At 36.0% G+C, this 19,926-nt stretch carries 16 protein-coding genes; 3 read left to right on the forward strand and 13 right to left on the reverse strand.

What is annotated here, in order from left to right; all coding sequences use genetic code 11:
• Position 1: 1 nt before the first annotated feature.
• The 4 genes from U9K52_RS04065 to U9K52_RS04080 form a co-directional block, all read right to left on the reverse strand.
• Positions 2-1,381 (reverse strand): T9SS type A sorting domain-containing protein, encoded by a 1,380-nt coding sequence (locus U9K52_RS04065; protein ID WP_263602646.1) that lies wholly within the window; start codon positions 1,379-1,381, stop codon positions 2-4.
• Positions 1,382-1,866: 485 nt separating this feature from the next.
• Positions 1,867-2,784: a helix-turn-helix domain-containing protein gene (locus U9K52_RS04070; RefSeq protein ID WP_263602645.1), complete on the reverse strand. Its 918-nt coding sequence runs from the start codon at positions 2,782-2,784 to the stop codon at positions 1,867-1,869.
• A gap of 9 nt (positions 2,785-2,793) precedes the next feature.
• Positions 2,794-3,687 (reverse strand): SDR family oxidoreductase, encoded by an 894-nt coding sequence (locus tag U9K52_RS04075; RefSeq protein WP_322925508.1) that lies wholly within the window; start codon positions 3,685-3,687, stop codon positions 2,794-2,796.
• 160 nt (positions 3,688-3,847) lie between these two features.
• The gene (locus U9K52_RS04080; protein ID WP_248394088.1) at positions 3,848-5,311 is read right to left on the reverse strand and encodes an OmpA family protein; all 1,464 of its coding nucleotides are present in this window, start codon (positions 5,309-5,311) and stop codon (positions 3,848-3,850) included.
• A 661-nt stretch (positions 5,312-5,972) separates the two neighbouring features.
• Here U9K52_RS04080 and U9K52_RS04085 point away from each other — a divergent pair.
• The 3 genes from U9K52_RS04085 (at position 5,973) to U9K52_RS04095 (ending at position 7,821) form a co-directional block, all read left to right on the forward strand.
• Positions 5,973-6,530 carry a hypothetical protein gene (locus U9K52_RS04085; protein ID WP_263602642.1) on the forward strand — a complete coding sequence of 186 codons (558 nt, stop codon included), beginning with the start codon at positions 5,973-5,975 and terminating at the stop codon, positions 6,528-6,530.
• Positions 6,531-6,612: 82 nt separating this feature from the next.
• Positions 6,613-7,335 carry an ABC transporter ATP-binding protein gene (locus tag U9K52_RS04090; protein ID WP_322925509.1) on the forward strand — a complete coding sequence of 241 codons (723 nt, stop codon included), beginning with the start codon at positions 6,613-6,615 and terminating at the stop codon, positions 7,333-7,335.
• Positions 7,336-7,383: 48 nt separating this feature from the next.
• A complete protein-coding gene (locus U9K52_RS04095) occupies positions 7,384-7,821 on the forward strand; it encodes a hypothetical protein (protein WP_263602640.1) in 438 nt (145 codons plus the stop codon).
• A 29-nt stretch (positions 7,822-7,850) separates the two neighbouring features.
• On the opposite strand, the gene U9K52_RS04100 is transcribed toward U9K52_RS04095, so the two are convergent.
• The 9 genes from U9K52_RS04100 to U9K52_RS04140 form a co-directional block, all read right to left on the reverse strand.
• Complete coding sequence (locus tag U9K52_RS04100) at positions 7,851-8,648, reverse strand: patatin-like phospholipase family protein (protein WP_322925510.1); 798 nt, start codon at positions 8,646-8,648, stop codon at positions 7,851-7,853.
• A 225-nt stretch (positions 8,649-8,873) separates the two neighbouring features.
• Positions 8,874-9,488, reverse strand: a complete 615-nt coding sequence (locus U9K52_RS04105; protein WP_312175614.1) for a PH domain-containing protein — start codon at positions 9,486-9,488, stop codon at positions 8,874-8,876.
• A gap of 395 nt (positions 9,489-9,883) precedes the next feature.
• Entirely contained in the window at positions 9,884-11,272 is a 1,389-nt protein-coding gene (gene lpdA / locus U9K52_RS04110; protein ID WP_322925511.1) for a dihydrolipoyl dehydrogenase, read from the reverse strand.
• 169 nt (positions 11,273-11,441) lie between these two features.
• Positions 11,442-11,714 (reverse strand): hypothetical protein, encoded by a 273-nt coding sequence (locus tag U9K52_RS04115; RefSeq protein WP_248394102.1) that lies wholly within the window; start codon positions 11,712-11,714, stop codon positions 11,442-11,444.
• Positions 11,715-11,812: 98 nt separating this feature from the next.
• Positions 11,813-13,126, reverse strand: coding sequence for a sorbosone dehydrogenase family protein (locus U9K52_RS04120; RefSeq protein ID WP_322925512.1), 1,314 nt, complete (start codon positions 13,124-13,126; stop codon positions 11,813-11,815).
• 335 nt (positions 13,127-13,461) lie between these two features.
• Entirely contained in the window at positions 13,462-13,800 is a 339-nt protein-coding gene (locus U9K52_RS04125) for a nuclear transport factor 2 family protein (RefSeq protein WP_322925513.1), read from the reverse strand.
• A 163-nt stretch (positions 13,801-13,963) separates the two neighbouring features.
• A complete protein-coding gene (locus U9K52_RS04130) occupies positions 13,964-15,055 on the reverse strand; it encodes a DUF5700 domain-containing putative Zn-dependent protease (protein WP_322925514.1) in 1,092 nt (363 codons plus the stop codon).
• Positions 15,056-15,114: 59 nt separating this feature from the next.
• Positions 15,115-17,778: a glycoside hydrolase family 3 N-terminal domain-containing protein gene (locus tag U9K52_RS04135; protein ID WP_322925515.1), complete on the reverse strand. Its 2,664-nt coding sequence runs from the start codon at positions 17,776-17,778 to the stop codon at positions 15,115-15,117.
• Positions 17,779-18,233: 455 nt separating this feature from the next.
• Entirely contained in the window at positions 18,234-19,676 is a 1,443-nt protein-coding gene (locus U9K52_RS04140) for an alpha-L-fucosidase (protein WP_322925516.1), read from the reverse strand.
• Positions 19,677-19,926 lie beyond the last annotated feature (250 nt).

The raw sequence follows: 19,926 nt of genomic DNA on the forward strand, positions 1-19,926 counted from the left end.
TTTAATCGACGATTAGTTTAAAAGTTTTAATAATTTTTCCGTTCTGTGTAAGATTGATCAGATATGAACTCTGAACAGGCAGGTGATTGACATAAGATTTTGCCTTTTCATCTACTTTATCTAACGTTACCAATCTGCCGCCGCCGTCATAAATAGAGATGATAAGATTCTCCATAGGCGGGAAGACAATGGTAAAGTTTTGATCTTTTTTCACCGGATTAGGGTACAATGAAATCTTTGTAAGGTCCAGAGAAATATCTTTTTCACTGATTGTATTTGATCTCGGGTCCTGATTTCCGGTTTCAGGTTTCGTATTCTTCAAAGGGCTTACGGCAAACGTGAAATGCGTGGTATTTCCCGTATCGAAAGGATCGATGAAATCAACTTTACTGAAAGTAACATAATTTCCGTTTTCAACCCCTGCAATCTTTTGAATTTCCCCGTTGTCTTTTTTCAGAAGCATCCAGTAAGAAAGCGGTAAAGCCTTTGGATTCACAGTTTCTTTAATAATTCTCACTTGGTAACCGGTCTTAGGAATTTTATTTCCGATAAAACCAATTTCCCAGTTTCTATCAAGCACATCCAGAATTCTGTCATTTTTTAAAGACATATCTTTGTTGTCATCAGACCACATGACAAAATTATTATTGTCCAGAACGGTTGCATTTTCAGAATTTGTTCTGAAGATATTGTTCATTCCGATAGCTAAAAAAGGATCTGCCTGGTTGGAAGACTGTTTCTGATACAGTTCATTTCCATCATCTCTTCCCAGACCCGTTGGCCTGTAACTGTAATCTTTGTGTTGTTCAGGATCCCAGATTACTTTTCCGTCGCTTCCGTAATATTTACCTTTTTCTAAAGATATTCCGTATTTAATAGAAAGATAGGAATGAATTTTATTAAGATCCGTTGTTTTTGCTTTTCTCGGCAGGAAAATCATTTCATAAAGATTCTGATCTTCAAATCTGATCTTTAAGCTGTCAGTTTTCTGCTTGTCCGGATCTGCAGTTCCGGTAAAGGAAAAAATACTCGGCTTTTTACCGATTTCTTTTGCCTCTTTACCTTTGTTATAGACTGTATTTCCTAAAGAAACTTCTTTGTCCGGATTCATCCAGATCATTTCATCTTCTTTTGAAGCATGAACCAGACTGAGCGTATGGCTCTTGTTTTTACTGTACTTGATGTACTTTTTGAGAGACTTGTCCTTGATACCGCAATGGAAATTCAGCAGATTTTCATCCCGGCACCTGGTCGCTTCCCGCAGAGTAGGATTGGTTTTTTCCCAAAGCTGGACATCGGAGCCTACCAATTGGGCATAAGCCGAGAATGAGCACGACAGCATAAGCATCGTAACAATCCTCGATTGTCGAAGGTGTAGCATAAGTGGATTTTGTTTGTGAAAATTGAAAGTGTGTTATTAGTTTTTACCCTAAATTCGGTTGACGTATTTTAGATAAAATTGTATGTATAGTATTTCTGATGTTTCAAAAAAATTGAAAACGTATGAGTTGTCATGGTCATTAGTTTTTATAATTCACAAAACTAAGAAAAATATCATATCAATTATTAAATTTTCTAAACTTTAACATTTAAATGAAAATTTGTAACTTAATTTTAATATTAGACGAATAAATTATATAAATCACAATATCTTTCTTTAATCTGTGCAGCAAAGATCACACGGAGAAACGACAAAACATGACGTTTGAAAAAATAATTTTTAATGAATTATCTTGAAGTAAATAAAAACCGGTTTTAAAGGCATCAATTTTTTCAGTTTTAATTATAACAAAATTGTTCCCGAAGCCTAATTCCGGGAACAATTGTCATGTTTATATTAACTAATAATTTAAATTGCCTGTCAAACTAATCAAAAGAAGCACGAAATTCCAGAGGCGAAAGATCAGTCTTTGTTTTGAACAGTTTGCTGAAAGACTGCGAATGTTCGAAACCCAGCTCGTAAGCAATTTCACTTATCGAAAGATTGGTAGTTGATAATTTTTCTTTGGCTTTTTCAATTAATTTCCCGTGAATATGTTGCTGTGTCCCCTGCCCGGTTAATGTTTTAAGCAAACCGCTGAGATACTTGGGAGAAATATTTAAAGCATCTGCAACGTATTGTACGGTAGGCAGTTTTTTGGAGATTAAATCATCTGCAAAATATTCATTAAGCAAATTTTCCACCTTATCCAGAATCTGGTGATTCGCTTTTTCCCGGGTTATGAACTGGCGGCTGTAAAATCTCTCAGCATAACTTAGTAACGTTTCGATATGAGAAATGATGATTTTCCTGCTGTATTTATCAATGTTTGAATGATACTCTTCCCGGATGTTTTCCACTATTTCGTTAAGTATGTTTTCTTCTTTTTCAGAAAGAAATAAGGCTTCATTTACCGAATAATCAAAATATTCATAACGGCTGATGGTTTTTGCAAGTGATGTATTCCAGAAAAAATCTGGATGTATAAGCAACATCCATCCTGAACGCTCCATCTTTGAATGATGATTGACGCGTATATTAAAAATCTGGTTCGGAGCAATAAAAAACATCACCCCATCATCAAAATCATAGTCCAGCTGTCCGTACTTAAATTTTCCATCAATTCCTTTTTTAACGGAAATCTGATAAAAATCAAACATCCAGCTTGTTTCTTCCATTTCAGGCTGGTGTTTTATAGAAGCATAATCTACAATACTAATGAGCGGATGTGCAGGTTTTGGCAAACCTCTGAACTGATGAAATTCGCTGATTGATTTTATCCTGATTATTTTTTTCTGCTCCATTAGACAAATTTAAAAATAATTCTTTTCAATATCTTTCAATAAGCTGATATGCATTGGCTCCCAGTCTAATTGTCTTTTTGTTTTAAGATTACTTACGGGACAATCCATAGTAATAAAGTGGGCCAGCCATTCAAAATGTTTGTTTAAGTCTTCTCCGGACACAGCTTTCAGAGGGACATGTAATTTCTCACCGATCAGTGCTGCCAATTCTTTCAGTTCAATACTTTCATCCTCCACACCGTTATATAAAGCACCGCGCGCACCTTTTTCCAACGCGAGACGGAATAATCGTGCGGCATCCAGTCGGTGTATTCCTGTCCATCGGTTATTTCCATTTCCGGGATATGCAGAAACACCATTTTCCTTTGCCTGCGAGATCATAAAGGGGACAAAACCATAATCACCCACGTCGTGAACAGAAGGGGCTAACCTGATTACCGAAGTATTGATCCCTCTTTCTGCAAGCTTCAGTGCTGTTGTTTCAGAAGCCCGTAAAGAATTTTCGGCAACACTTTCTTCCGTTATCTTTCCGTTAATAAGGGGTAAACCCAGAAGTCCGGCAGTGACAATAAGTGGTTTATCAGTAGCTATTAACACTTCACCCATTGTTTCAATAGCTATACGATCCATTTCTGCTGCTTTAGGAAACTGCGAAATATCCTTTGAAATCATAAAGTCATGAGAAAAGGCCGTGTGAATAATACCATCTGCATACAAAGCATGTTGTTTCAATATTTCCAGATCCGCAAGACTGCCTTCCACAGCTTCTGCCCCTGCCTGCCTGATTTTTTCTGCTGATTTTTCCGAACGTGCCAAACCGGTCACCTGGTGTCCCGCATCAATTAATTCTCTTACAATTGCGGAACCTATAAATCCTGAAGCTCCTGTTACAAATACTTTCATTATCTTTTATTTTGTTGATACAAAGTTGCGTACATTCGGAAATATTAATGTATCCTAAAGTAAGATTATTGTAGCCAAAAAGAACCGAAAATATTTGTGCTGTCAACTAAAAAAAGGCTGCCGTTACAACGGCAGCCCTCCAATTAGAAGTTATTATAATTTATTTTGCTTTAAAATACACTCTTCTATTCGCTCTGTTTTTCCATTCAGGACATTTTGAAGCAGGATCACATTCAGGATATTTCAGGTCTGTTTTACCATTTCCCTGAGCATCAAGTTTTCCTGACTGCACACCATTCTGCATCAAATAATTTTTTACATTATTAGCTCTTCTTTCAGACAACATTTTGTTGTAAGCTTCAGTTCCTCTTGTATCAGTAGCCCCAACAACAGTATATGAACCGTCTGATGAATTGATATAGCTTACTGCGTTATTTAAGATCGGCGTGTTTGAAGGTAAGATTCTGTCTGAATTAAGGTCAAATTCAATACCTTCAAGTTTTGTTTCTGTTTCAGCAACAGCACCCTGTCCCTGAGTCTGATCTGGACACCCGTTATTTTCCACACTTCCCGGAACGGTTACACATTTGTCGTACAGGTCGATTACTCCGTCAAGATCTACGTCTAAAGCAACTCCTGATCCGTCTACTCTTGCACCTGCAGGAGTATCAAGTTGTCTGTCCCAATCGTCACAAACACCGTCATTATCAGCATCTCCATTTTTACAAACTACTAAATCTGTAACTTTAGATTCCAAAACGCTAATTTTGTAATAAGCTTCCTGCAAAGGATCATGCCACATCAGGTGAGATTCATGCTTTCCTAAATTAACAGTAAGCCCTAAAGTTGTGTTGATGAAATTATCAGAACTTTTATTATTTCTTCTGTTGATTGCACTGTACTGCTGGCCCCCACCATCAAATGCATCATCTGTCGTTACAACATACATTACTCTTCCTTCCAGATCAAGGCGGTTACTGATTTTATATTTCAAACCGGCACCAGCCTGTCCAAAAAATGAATCAAATCTAAATGGTTTGATCTCAGTCATTAACCTTTGTCCTGTTTCATCTTTTAGGTAAGCTCTGTATGCTAAAGTACCAATACCTGCATAACCGTGTAATGCCCATCTGAATGGTGATTTGTTATCAACTCTTCTTAAAAGATTAGAGAAATTAATATCTCCTAAAATAGAGATCGCATCATATTGTGTTCTTGCTCCATACTGATTATTAGCAGCAGCGTTTGCAGGTGCAGCATCTTTGGTATTAAAATACCCCTGTCTTGTTTCACCTCGGTCATATTGTAGTTTTAATCCGAAAGCATGTGTAATGGCTTTATCTACACTCACATATGCAGAATAACCAAATAAATCTTTTCCGTAACCGTCTTTTGTTTTATAAGATACAAGATCAGCACTTTGTAGCCAAGGCACACCAGCACCAAAAGAGATTGACCAGTCATTGAATCTCTTTGCAGAGTTTGTAAATGGTTGTACATCTGCAGATCCTGAAGAGAAAGTATTCGGATACTGTGTGTTATTCATAACCTGTAATGAATCCTGAGCAAAAAGGCATGTGGGTAATGCTATTGCCAACGATAAGATTGATAGTTTTGATTTCATATGATTTTTTTTAATGTTTATTAACAAATAACCTGTCCTGTTTTTAAAAACAGAACAAATTAAAATCAGAGGTTTCAGCTCGTGCTCTTCATTATTCAATTATTATACCATTTACACCAATAAAATGTTTGACAACGCGCTTCAGAAACAATAATTTAAAAATATGTGGTACCTAAACAAAGTTGCTTATCAGCTATTTAAGGTGTTTTATATGCATAGCATATATGTTTTTTATACGCTTTAATTTTTATAAAATTTAACATTAAAATTTAACTATGTCATACTTTATTTTAAAATTATTATCAACCAAAAAAACATTTATGAATTAAAAAATTACTTATCAGATAAGTAGTTTTTAGGGATAAACAGCAACTTATTACGCCGACGTTTTTTTTCCAATATAATATTGATTCTTATTATAAAAATTTACAGTTTCCTGAAATTCAATATCAAACATTGAAGAATTAAACTTCATATCTGAATTTTTATATTAACTATATCTTAAATTTAATTGCAATAACACAGATACAGCATGTATTGCCATTTTTACCGAGAAGCCGATATGGATTTTTTTTTTTACATTTGCTTATATAATATCAAACTGCTTCTGCATTCGATATTTAAATAATACCAAGTTTATAAAGCATTAAAAAATCAAGTAATGAGAAAAATTATTCTACTATTTGCATGTTTGTTAGGTTTTTCGGCTTTCTCACAAATCAAAGTGCTGAAAAATGAAACTGTGGTAGAAATCGGTAAAGATAATTCTGTTGGTTTATATAAAAAGGACAATAAATTTACCATAAATTATCAGGATCTGAATACTGCTAACCTAAATACATTCCGCTCTTTTTCCTTTGAAAATCTCAATAAAGATGTTTCAGGTTTATATGAGCTTATCAGCAATGGATTTATTGATATACCTGTTAGCAACATTGTCCTGGAACTTCCTAATGATATCATTGAACTTCATTTTGAGAAGAATTTCGGGCAGCCTACGGTTCAGTTTATTCAGTATATTAATAAAAACAGAAAGTACGTAGGAAAATCGCAATTTCTGAACAAAAAACAGATTGATAAAATTTTCGGAAGACAAAACGGAAAATCTTCTCTTTATGAAAAGCCGGCTGCGGCTGCAATAGGAAATACCGGAAACAGGCCTGCGAATAATGTTACAGCATCAGAATCCGGAAATAAAGATAAGAAAACTAAGAAATAATCAATTATAGAAAATATTAACCAGGCTCATTCACCGGAATGAGCTTTTTTATTTTTATTTTTGCAAAAAGATCATTACGAATATGTCTCTTCAGATAAATAATTTAACTAAGAAATTCGGTGAACAAACTGCACTGAACAACATCAATATTTCCATAGACAAAAATGAGATTATAGGGCTTTTAGGACCAAACGGCGCAGGGAAATCCACGTTAATGAAATCTATTGTAGGAGCTTTAAAAATTGATGAAGGAGAAATCATTTTCAAGGGTAAAAATATTACCGAAAATGAGATAGAAAGCAAAAAAAAGATTGGCTTCCTTCCTGAAAACAATCCGCTTTATCTTGAAATGTTTGTAAAAGAATACCTTCAGTTTGTAGCTAATATTCACCACATCCCCTCTTCCAGAGTAGATGAGGTTATAGAACTTGTAGGGATTACTCCTGAAAAGACAAAGAAAATCGGGCAACTTTCCAAAGGATATAAACAGAGGGTAGGTCTTGCCCAGGCCATTATCCATCAGCCGGATCTTTTAATCCTGGACGAGCCGACTAACGGACTTGATCCAAACCAGATTATTGAAATCAGAAACGTGGTGAAAGAAATCGGACAGCAAAAGACTGTATTGCTTTCCACCCACATCATGCAGGAAGTGGAAGCGCTATGTTCCCGCGTAATTCTTATTCATAAAGGTAATATTCTTCAGGATTGTCCTATTAATGAATTTAAAGGTAAATTCGGAAGTCTGGAGGAGGCTTTTGCAAGTTATACCCAGGCATCCGTTGTCTCTGAAATGAATCCTTAATTGGCTTTAAATTTGATAATTTTAAGACACTGACAAAATATTAAAATTATGATTAAATCAATTGTATGGGGAGCATTATGCATGATGAACATTAGCATATTTTCAGCTAAAGATCTGCAACAGCCTGTAATTCCGCAAAATGTTACGAAGCAGGTTTCACAGAAAATTCCAAAATCCGTGATCCTAAAAACGAAAAAATTTAAAATTAAAATTGATCAGCAGCCGGATGGAAAATATCTTTACCAATCATGGCCTGCCAATGGAAAAATCACTTCCAAGCCGAGCATGATTATCAGTGGCGGAGAATTGATTCCTGACGGAACCGGAGGAAATTATTATTTTGAATTTGGTAATGAAGGATACACCTATCAGGTTTGGAGGAACTACCTCACCGATTCTCCTAAAAAAGCTCCTTATACACTCACCGTAGAAGATCAGGACGGAAAGACGATTGTAAAGCAGGATGCAGTAGTTGTAAAAAATTAAGAAAAAAAGCTCGCTTCAGTGAGCTTTTTTTATGTTCCGGCTTTTTTTAACAGATAAAAATTACTTTCATTAAAGCTTTCCTTTGCGGCCTGGTACCCAATTTGAAATATTTTTTCGAGGCGGTCTTTTCTTCTTTCAAAAGTTCCGTATGTTGAGAGTTCCTGTGAGGAAATAAACCAGTCGCAATAATCAAATTTTATTTTCTCGATTCTGTAAGATAGAAGATCGTATGATCTTGAGACAATTGCTTTGATTGATTTAAGATCATTAATTTTAATATCATGAGGCGGGGAAACAAAAACCCCGATCAGTTTATCACATTCACCTCTGATGATATCTGCAGGGAAATTATTCAGCACTCCTCCATCGCAGTACATTTCTTCGTTAATAATGTAAGGCGTTGTAATCCCCGGTATGGAACATGAAGCGATAATGGCGTCCACAACTTTAAAATTTTCATCAAAAATTTTTTCCGTTCCGCTTACCAGTTCTGTAGCTACAATTTTCACCTCTTTTCCGAGATCTTTCAGTTTCATATCTCCGAAAATAGGGTTCAGATAATTCCTGAAAATCACCGAAGAGACCAACCCCGGCTGATTGAATGCAAAATGTTTCCAGTTGAAAAAATATACCGAATTAAAGAATTCCAGAATTTCTTCCGGACTTTTTCCTACGGCATACATACATCCTACAATAGAGCCTGCACTACAGCAAGACAGAACATGAATATCAATATCTTTTTCTCTCAGGAATTTTAAAACTCCTGCGTGTGCAATTCCTTTTGTACCGCCGCCTGATAAAACAAGACCTACTTTTTCAATATTCATTGAATAAATGTAAGAAAATACCACAAAATAGAATGTCTGTTTTTACTAATTTTTTGTTAAATAGTAGTAGATAACATAGATGACCGGTGGGTAACAATTGATAAATACTTTTAATATTTCTCAATAACAGATTATCTCTATAAAACTTTAATTTAAATATATAATTACTAAAAAAAGTGTCATTTAAAAAAACCCGACATTACGGGCTTTTAAAGTTTTATCGTATTAATTATTAATATATTTTTCGAAGATCTTTGAAAAGTCTTTCTGATTATACTTATCAAAGCTGGTAGTATTCCAGGCAAAAATGTATTCGTTAATAGTTCTTAATTCCTGACTTTTCGATACATTTTCCTGTTTTCCTGATGCTACGGTAGTGATCGCTTTTTGCAGACTGTCATTCGAAAAATTAAGCAATGACTGATTATGATGCACTGCCTGCTGAATCGCCAGAAGCGCTTTATAAAGATCTTTTAACTGATCAATCTGACTTTTTGTGACACTGATCATAAACGGAACATTCCCGATATTAAATGAAATTTCAACATCCAGGTCGATGGTTCCTGCCGTCTGCAAAGCAATATTTGAGAAAGGAAACTGATAATATTCATATCTTCTCAATACTCTTTTTTTATCCAGGGCACTTGCGCCGTCAATATGGATCAATGCTCTGTTGGTAAAGCAATATTCATCTCTTTTGGATTTGATGAGGAAGAAAATCTTTTCATTATCTTCCGATAAAATGTAATCATCAGAATCTACTTTATCATAATCGTGAGAAGGAATAATTTTACCAATATCTCCAAGTCCTAATGCTTCTGCAGCTAATTTTTTGAACATAATTTATTTTAATTTGTATTTTGTTTAGTGAATAAAATTAAGAAAATAACTGAGATAAAATCAAAAAAAATTATCCTAAAGCTCGTTTAAATTTGATTAATTATTCAAAAATTTCATTCATTTTTTGACGCAAAGATCTAATTTAAAGACTTAGTTATTTAAGTAAGCAAAGCAGAATCAACAAGTTGATTTGATAAAGCTATTTCTTCAAGCTTTGTGAAGCAAATTTTATTTGCCTTTGCTTTCTAAAAGTAATGTGTAAAGTTGAATTAAATCTTCGCGTTTAAAAATAATAGAATTTAAAAACTTTAAATGTCAATTTAAACAGGCTCTTTCAAAAAGAAAAACCACAGACAAAATCTGTGGTTTACTATATTTATAATTTAATTATCAAATTAAATATGGATCACTTCTCCATAAGCAGCAGCAGCAGCTTCCATAATCGCTTCGGATACTGTTGGATGCGGATGGATCGATTTGATGATCTCATGACCGGTAGTTTCCAGTTTTCTGGCAACAACCGCTTCTGCAACCATATCCGTAACACCTTCTCCGATCATGTGACAACCTAGCCATTCCCCATATTTAGCATCGAAAATCACTTTGATGAAACCATCCGTATTTCCATTGGCAGTTGCTTTTCCACTTGCAGAAAGAGGGAATTTTCCAACTTTAATTTCATATCCTTTCTCTTTAGCCTGCTTTTCGGTAAGCCCCACAGAAGCAACTTCAGGATGGCAGTATGTACAACCTGGAATATTGCCGTAATCGATTTTCTCTACGTGCATTCCTTTGATTTTTTCAACGCAGGTAATTCCTTCCGCAGAAGCAACGTGTGCTAAAGCCTGAGTTGGAATGATATCACCAATCGCATAATATCCCGGAACTGAAGTTTCGTACCATTCGTTTACCAGCACTCTTCCTTTATCTGTCTGGATTCCTACTTCTTCAAGTCCGATATTTTCAATATTGGCAGCAATACCAACAGCAGACAATAAAATATCAGCTTCAAGCGTGATATTTCCCTTTGCTGTTTTTACATTAGCTTTTACACCTTCTCCGGTGGTGTCTACACTTTCAACAGAAGCGTTGGTCATGATCTCAATCCCTGATTTTTTCAAAGATTTTTCTAAGTGTTTAGAGATTTCTTCGTCCTCTACAGGAACGATATTCGGCATAAATTCTACAACCGTTACTTTGGTTCCCATGGTATTATAGAAGTCGGCAAATTCTACCCCGATCGCTCCTGAACCTACTACGATCATCGATTTCGGCTGCTCAAGAAGAGACAATGCCTGTCTGTATCCGATTACTTTTTTACCATCCTGCGGCAGGTTTGGCAATTCTCTTGAACGAGCACCTGTGGCGATGATGATATGTGTTCCTGTATATTCAGTTGATTTTCCGTCTTTATCAGTAACGGAAACTTTTTTACCTTTCTGAATTTTGGCAGTTCCCAGAATAACATCGATCTTGTTCTTTTTCATTAAGAATTCGATTCCTTTGCTCATTTTATTGGCAACACCGCGGCTTCTCTGAATTACGTTCGGAAATTCAAAACTACCTTCCACTTTATTCAAGCCATAATCTTCAGCGTGATTGATATAATGAAAAACCTGAGCAGATTTAAGCAAAGCTTTCGTAGGAATACATCCCCAGTTAAGGCAGATACCTCCTAAGCTTTCTTTCTCGATAATTGCAGTTTTGAAACCCAATTGTGCCGCTCTGATTGCAGTAACATATCCACCGGGACCACTTCCGATGACAATAATATCGTAATTCATTAGTTTAAAATTTTATGCGAATTTAAGGAAAAATATTGGATGTTCAGTGTTTCTTGCTTTAACATAGAGGGGAATAAAACAGATTATTTGTCAATTAAAAACATAAAAAGGAAAACACTCAAGTGTTCTCCTTTTTTGATCCGGAAGGTAATTCCTTATTGTATTTAATTTATCTGGTAGCCCTTAACAGTCGTTTTTCATTTTGATATCGCAGATTCAGGGCTTTCAGCTGATCGCTTTTCATTTTTTTGGTAGCAAGCGGATGATTGAGAATCAATCTTTTTTCGGTATTGTATTTTTTATCCAGCTCTCTCGCCTTATTGTTGTACATCTCACTTCTTGAAGGGTGAGGCGGCGCAGGAGGACGTGGCGGATGTTTCTGTGCAAAAGCTTCTGCAGATAAACCCAAAAACAAAAGTGTGGTAATTAAAAACTTTTTCATGACTTTTTATTTTTGAATGATTGAACTTTAGCTCGCATATCATTCTGGTTTATCAAATATTTGCATATATCATACCACAATTAAATAGCAATTCCAAATTACTTTTTATTGTAAGAAACTCTCCATACAATTCCGCTTACATCATCGGCAACAAGTAAGGAACCATCGGCAATCTGCAGTACGCCTACCGGTCTTCCGTATACATCGCCTTTGGCTTCATTGGCAATAAATCCGGTAAGAAATGGCTGATACGGAGCTGAAGCTTTACCATTAGCAAAAGGAACGAATGCCACCTGATAACCTACAAGTGAAGACCGGTTCCATGATCCGTGCTGCCCGATAAAAGCTCCGTTTTTATATTTCTCCGGAAACTGATTTGCTGTATAGAACGTAAGACCCAACGATGCAGTATGACTTCCCAGCGGAACTTCCGGAACAATAGTTTTTGCAACCAGATCAGGCTTTTCTCTTTTTCTCCTCGGGTCTTCATTTTTACCGAAATAAGCATAAGGCCAACCATAAAAGGCATTCTGCTTTACACTGGTAAGATAATCCGGAACCAACTCGTCCCCAAGCTCATCTCTTTCATTCACCACCGTCCATAGTTCACCTGTTACAGGATTCCAGCTCATGCCTACAGGATTTCTTAAACCCGCAGCATAAATCTTTTCCCCCGTTCCATCAGGATTTACTTCAAGAATGTTGGCTCTCCGTACTTCATTTTCCATTCCGTTTTCGCCGACGTTACTTCCTGAACCTACGCTGATGTAAATTTTAGACTGATCTTTATTGGCAATTAAATTCCTGGTCCAGTGATTATTGTATCCTCCTGCAGGAAGGTTGACGATCTTTTTCCCGGGCTCAGTAATTTTTGTCTGCCCTGCTTTATAAGGATATACCCAAAGTCCGTCGGTATTGGCTACGTAAAATTTATCTTTTATGATGAGCATTCCGTAGGGTTGATTGAGCTTATCGAGAAATACGGAAGACGATTCGGGAATGCCATCCTTATTGGCATCACGATACAGGATGATCCTGTTGGCCGATTTGCCTCCTACCTCAGCATCACTTTTCCCGCTGATATCATTTTTAATTTTTTCCGTTGTGGAACGTTCTGAATTGGAAAGGACAACAAAAATATCCCCGTTTTCAGCCTGAATCATATTTCTTGGGCTTTTTATATTATCAGCAAAACGCGTCACAGTAAATCCTTCCGGTGCAACAGGAGTTTTTCCCTGCGGCCACCCAATGACATTGCTGAATTTATTTTTGGAGTTTTTCTCGTCGGGAGCGGGTAACTTCAATGTATCTGTTTCCGTGACAACCTCTTTTCCGGTTGTTGTGCTCTCCTTTTTATTTTCTTTGCAGCTGAAAAAGATCAGCGCAAAAGCTGGTAGAAGATAATTTTTCATAGATTTTAGTGATTATGGTTGGTAACAGACTTGCAAAAACTATTCCTTAAGAATCTGCAGTGTTTCTGACGTTTAAGAATTTATTTTATAAAATGTTTAGACTTATAATGTATTTTTAACATTAAAGCTGTTTAAACTATTTTAAATTTAACCACAAAAGAAGCAAAAGGCTATTTTAAATTTGTTATCAGAGAAACAAAGTTCTCAAAAGAATAAAATCAAAGATTTTTAAAAACTATTGCATTCTTCATGTTTATTAACTTTAATTAAAGTATCTAAATCTTTTGCTTCTTTTGCGGTTAACAGAAAGTTTAAACAAGTAAATTAAGTTAAATTCAGCTGACTACAAAAGCCTTCAATTCAGCTAACTTTCCGTCTTCAAATCTCCAGACGTCACAGTATTCATAATCGACCCATTCCCAATTCTCGTTTAGTAAACTGATGGTTCCTATAGCGGTCAGATAATTACCTTCTTCAATCATTAATGCAACTTCAAATTTTGGAGGTTCCTTGTATGCTTCATGCATATAGGCTCTTACCTCATCAATTCCTTTAAGCGTACGGTCACCAATAAAAGTCCAATAAGTATCTTTTGTACAAAATTTTAAAAATCCTTCGTGGTCGCCTGCTGCAATACAGGCATTAGCTTCCTTTAATATCGACTTTAAATTCATAATGTTTATTTTTCATGTAAAGTTGATTCTACTGCTGCTAAAAATGTGCCGACGTATGTGATGTCTGCGATACACTTATGGCTTTAATTATCCGGAAATAACTCCACCTCAATATACTTATTAAAAATATTTTGAAGCTTGGGAAATTAAAATTGCTTATATTCTACTGATGTCGCACAATATGCGATTTAGGCCTGTATTTTTTATCAAGATCTTCTATTACCGTAATAGTCTGGTCAGAAATTACATAGGCATCTTTAGTCCTCTTTGCTGACTTATTATACAGATATACAAAATTAAACGGATCCTCAATATGTTTGATCAATTGTTTCTTATACCCTGCCTTTTCAATAATATTAGCCATATAATATCCCGGGATGTGCCCGCTTGTATTCCATCCTTTAAACAGCTTATTTAATTTTAACTGTGATTTCTCCAAAGGTTTTACAGAAAGTAAAGAATCAATATTTTTTAACGTTTTGTAACCGTCAGATAGAAAACTCTCGGGATATCCGCGCTGAAATTCCAGCAAATTTTTAGCATCCTCTCCCTGATACCTTTTGTCTATAAGGTCAGCCGAACCTTCATTCAGAATTCTTTGCAGCATACTTACGATGACAAGATCATTTTGGTCAACATCAAAATCCATTCTTGGCCGCAACACATGCTGAAACTCATGGCCACCCAATACCCCCATTTTATTATAGTCATTGAAATAAGCAGCCAGTAAAGTGTAAATCATCCAGCCATTTTCAACATGCGCATCATTATGAATAGGGATAATCGTAATTTTATATTCCGGAGCTTTTTTATGATCTTTTTTAGGCAGCATCTGATAACTGTACTGATAAGAAAGATCAAGATATTTTTCCGGCTGTTGTTCAATGTTCTTAAGATAAGCTTTCATCTTATCTTCATTAACCTTGTATTCGTTGATGATATAGGTCCACCAGTTGTTATAGGGATCTTTGAGCCTTTGTTGGAGTTTTGCTTCATTTTTTGGCATGTAGACTGTTTCCATGATTTTCCTGTAATTATCGATATAAATACTGTCTACTCCCTGATCTTTAAGGTAAACCTGTATGGCTTCATTTTTCATGAGATGCTTCCATTCCAAAGGATCAACCGGCTGGTCTTTTTTTAATTTATCCGTAATCCTGAAATACTCCCAACATGCAGAATCATCAAATTTTTGTGAATATAAGAATTGAGATGCCTGTAAAATACAAATTATTAAAAGTAATCGTTTTATCATTATTTATAACCCTTATTAATGCAGCAAATATAATTAAATAAGCAAATACAATCATATTATTACTCCACCTCGATATTCTGTTTCAGCGGAAGGTTTTTTGAAGAATTCCCGACAAAAATCCGGTAGGTTCCCTTTTCAACAATCCAGTTCATTTTCTCGTCTAAAAACTGTAATTCTTTCACCGGAACTTCAATCGAAACTTGTTTTGATTCTCCAGGTTTTAAATATATTTTTTGAAATCCTTTCAGTTCAATAATCGGTCTTGAAACCGAGGCTAGTAAATCTTTCACATAAAGCTGTATAACCTCACTGCCCGCTTTTGAACCTGTATTCTTTACATTGACTGTAGCAGTAATCGTATCTTTTGTTGTAAACTGTAGTTTATTTAACTGTAAATCCGAAATTTCAAAAGTCGTATAGCTTAATCCGAAACCAAAAGGATACAGCGGTTCGCCACTCAGATCATAATAGTCATTTCCCCTTCCTGTAGGATGATGATTGTAAGACAACGGGAGTTGCCCCTCTTCTACCGGAAAAGTAATTGGTAATTTCCCGGAAGGATTTTCTGCCCCGAAAAGAACCTTGGCCACAGCATTTCCACCTTCTTCTCCCGGATACCAGATATCTAAAATAGCACCTACTTTATCTTTCCAATCCGTAGTTTTTATCGCAGAACCACCCACCAGCACAACCGTTACCGGTTTATTTAATTTTGAAATTTCATGAATAAATGATTCCTGGTTTCCGGGAAGACTGAGCGAAGACCGGTCCTGAAATTCCCCTTCGTGAATTCCTGCAGTTACGATAATATAATCTGCCTTTTGAGCTTCCTTTACAGCTTCATTAAAATCCTTTTGGTAGTCTGGCAAACCATAATTCCAGATCAGCTCAATATTCGCTTCTCCTCTGTTTTCATGAAATTCCACGACAATGTCATATTGTTTTTCTTTCACCAAATCGAGCTCAACCGTTTTGGTTGAATAGCTCAACTTTTCCCAATTGTCGATAAGCAGTTTTCCATTTAAAAATAATCTGAAACCATCATTTCCACGCAGTCCCAATTGGTATTTCCCTGAATTGGGTGCTTTCAGTTTTCCTGTCCAGCGCACGCTGTAGTTATCAGGCTGCAACTTTTCAGGATTTGGGGAATACAGGGTCCATTTAAAATTCAACTCTTCGTCTTGTTTTTCAAAAGCGGGAGTCCCTTTTAAATCGGAATTGGAAAAATACATTCCTTTTAATCCTTTTTGATTTTCAAAAGATAAAAAATCAGCAGGAACGGTGACAAACTTCTTCAGATTCCAGTCGATTCCTTTAGAATAATTAACTTCGATATTTTTATTTTTAACGAAATATTTAATTCCTTCTACAATACTGACCTTCTTATTTCCGGGACCTGAATATCCGCCCAATCTTGCATCAACAGCATCGGTTCCCACCACTAAAATCTTTTTAACATTTTCCGGAACGGGAAGTGTTTTATTATTGTTCTGAAGCAAAACAAACGATTCAAGAGCTGCTTTCTCGGCTAAAGGTTTATGGTTAATTTTCTTTAATTCTTCAATATCTTTACCGGAAACATAAGGATGTTCAAATAGACCTAACTCAAACTTCGCCCGTAAAATCCTTGCCACAGCATCATCAATTCTCTCTTTTGAAATTCTTCCATCCAGAAACGGTGGAATGAAAAGTTTGTAATGCTTATATTCAGTCTGAAAGATAACATCTAAGCCTGCATTCATCGCCTGTGCAGAAGCGTCATCATAATCTTTTGCCGTAAAATGCAGTACGTTCGCTCCTCCGACCGCACTGGCGTCGCTGATGACGAAGCCCGTAAAATTCCATTCTTTTTTTAATTTTTCTGTCAACAACCAGTGATTGGCTGTCGAAGGTCTTCCATCCAGTAAATTGTAAGAAGTCATTACCGACCGGCTTTTTCCCTGATGAAAAGCTTTTTCAAATGGAATTAAATGAGTTTCCTCCAGATATCTTTTGTTCCAGTGGATCGGATACGAATCTCTTCCTCCTTCTCCTACATTGGCCAGAAAATGTTTGGGAGTCGTAATAATTCCGTTGTTTTCAAAAGAGCTGACAAAATTGACACCCATCACAGAAGTCAGAAAAGGATCTTCGCCGTAGGTTTCCTCGGTTCTTCCCCAACGGACATCGCTTGCCAGGTTCACAACCGGTGTTAAAATCTGGCGGATTCCTCTCAATTTTGATTCTTTGGCAATCGCCGTGGAAACATCTTTCATCAGTTCCGGATTAAATGTGGCCGATAAACCGATCGCTTGTGGAAAAGCCGTAGCACCTTCCCGCATCAATCCGTGCAAAGCTTCATCAAAAGGGATGATCGGGATTCCCAATCTTGATTCTTGAACAAAATATTTCTGGATAGCATTGATTTTCCTGGCCAGTTTTTCTGCATCTTCATTGGCATTATACGTTAACAACTGACCTGCCGCTCCGCCTCCCTGATTTCCCGCGCTGACCTGCAGCCCAAAAATTCCGTGTGCATATTGATCTTTAGGAACATGATCCAAATCTCCGGGAATCATAAAGCACTGCCAGAATTTTTCTTCGGGTGTCATTCTTTTTAATAAGTCCTGTACCCTCGCTTCAACAGGTTGTTTTGGGTCTTTGTATAATGGTTTTTGAGCAAAAGTAATTACAGTACCCAATAAGAATATTCCTATAATTTTAAAACGAAGTTTACAACGCATCACGAAAATAATTTAGTTTAAATAAGTTCTTTTGTTTTAAGACAAAAGAACCAAAAGTTCAAGACCTGGAACTCTTCGCTAAAAATAAATCTGTTCTCTAAAAATTCTAAAACTCGCGCGAATTTAATATTTGTTCTTCGGTTCAATATTATTAACGCGTTCAAACAGTAGAATTTTCTTAACGTTCACATATTTCATTTTCTTAAAGCTCCGATTTCCTAGGTCGTTTTAATAACAATAAACTTGTTTAAACTAATTTCAGAATTAACCGCAAAAGTCACAAAAGATAATCTTAACGTATTGATTAGAATATTCAAAGTTCTCAAAAGAATAAAAATCGAAGATTTTTAAAGCTATTGTGATCCTTCATTTGTAGTTATTAACTTTGAAAAAATTGAACTCATCTTTTGTGACTTTTGCGGTTATATAAAACGTTTAAACAGACTTAATTCTAACTATTGTGTAATTTGAATTACAGTTGAATATTTCAATTGATTTCTTTCTTCCGGCAAATCAACGTTAATTACATTTCCTGATTTTTTCCATTGAATTTTATTTTTTAATCCTAAAACTTTCAGTGATTTTGGTTTAAAATTCTCCGGAATGGTAAAATCTAATGTTGATGGAGATTTATAATTTGTTTTTTCGTCCAGGTGAAAAATATTCATTGTTTTTCCGTCTTTGCTTTGGGTGTAGTAAAAGTTTCCGTCGTGATAAGGCGCTACACTTCTTGTCGCAAAAACGGCAGACTGGTTTTGATCCATCCAGCCGGAAATCTCTTTTAATCTTTCGTAAACAATTGGATCATAATCTCCGGTTGGCCCGGGAGCAATATTCATCAGGTAATTTCCTCCTCGTGAAATAATTTTCACCAATGTTTCAATAATTTTCTGCGAAGATTTGTAGTTATCGTTCGGGACATACGAAAAAGAATCTCCCATCGTAATGCAGCTTTCCCACGGAATAGAGAGCGATTTTTCCGGAACTGCCTGTTCGGGTGTTACATAATTTTCCCATTTTCCGGGAACCGTACGGTCTACGATGATGATTCCGGGTTGATTTTTCCGGGCCATTGTCCCTATTTTATCCATATCAATATCCTGTTCGACTTTGATGGTTCGTTGCCATTCGACGTTGGGATCAATAGTATTGAATGGGCGCACCCAGCCTCCGTCCAGCCAGAGAATATCAATTTTTCCGTAATTGGAAGTAATTTCATTCAACTGATTAAAAGTAAAATTCTTAAAACTGTTCCATTTCTCAGGATATTTTTTCGGATCATAATTCACATTACGGTCTTTTGGCGGAAAGTAGGACCACCAATAATCGTCGGAATGCCAGTCGGGTTTTGAAAAATAGGCCCCGATCTTAAATCCTTCTTTGCGGAAAGTATTGAAAATCTCTTTGGTAACGTCTGCTTTCGGATTTTTGGAAAAAGGTGTTTTCGGAGAGGTTATTTTGTAATCCGACTGTTGTGTATCGAACATGGCGAAGCCATCATGATGTTTTGTTGTGAACACCACATATTTCATTCCTGCTTTTTTTACAGCATCCGCCCATTTTTGCGGATTAAACTGTACCGGGTTGAAAGTAGTCTGGAGGTTTTCGTAGTTTTTCAGGTATTCATAGTATGATGTTCCGTGTTCGGGTTTTCTTTGGGTCCAGGATTCATCTTCCGGGCAAAGGCTCCAGCTTTCGACAATTCCCCACTGGCTGTATGTTCCCCAATGCATGAACAGTCCGAATTTCAGATCCTGCCAGTTTTCAAGATTTTTCTCAACCAAAGGATCGTCCGGTTTCTGATATCCTTCTGAAACATTGTGTGCCTGTGATAAAAATATCGATGAGGTGAGTAAAGCGGAGAGAAATACGGTTTTCGTTTTTAGCCTGATGAACATGAAGTTTTCGTTTTTTGCTAAATTAATATTTAGCAAGAAAATTTTAACAAAAAAGATATAAAAGTTTGAAATTTTCCTTTTGCTGAATTAATCACGTATCAACTAAAATAGTTTTCTGTTTTAGTTTAATCCGACGGTTTAGACTGAAATAATTTTCTGTTTTTATCTAATCCGGCAGTTTAAACTTAAATAATTTTGTGTTTTAGTTTAATCCGATAGTTTAGACTTAAATAGTTTTGTGTTTTTGTTT

The organism is Chryseobacterium sp. MHB01, from assembly GCF_034651565.1.
Taxonomy (GTDB): domain Bacteria; phylum Bacteroidota; class Bacteroidia; order Flavobacteriales; family Weeksellaceae; genus Chryseobacterium; species Chryseobacterium nepalense.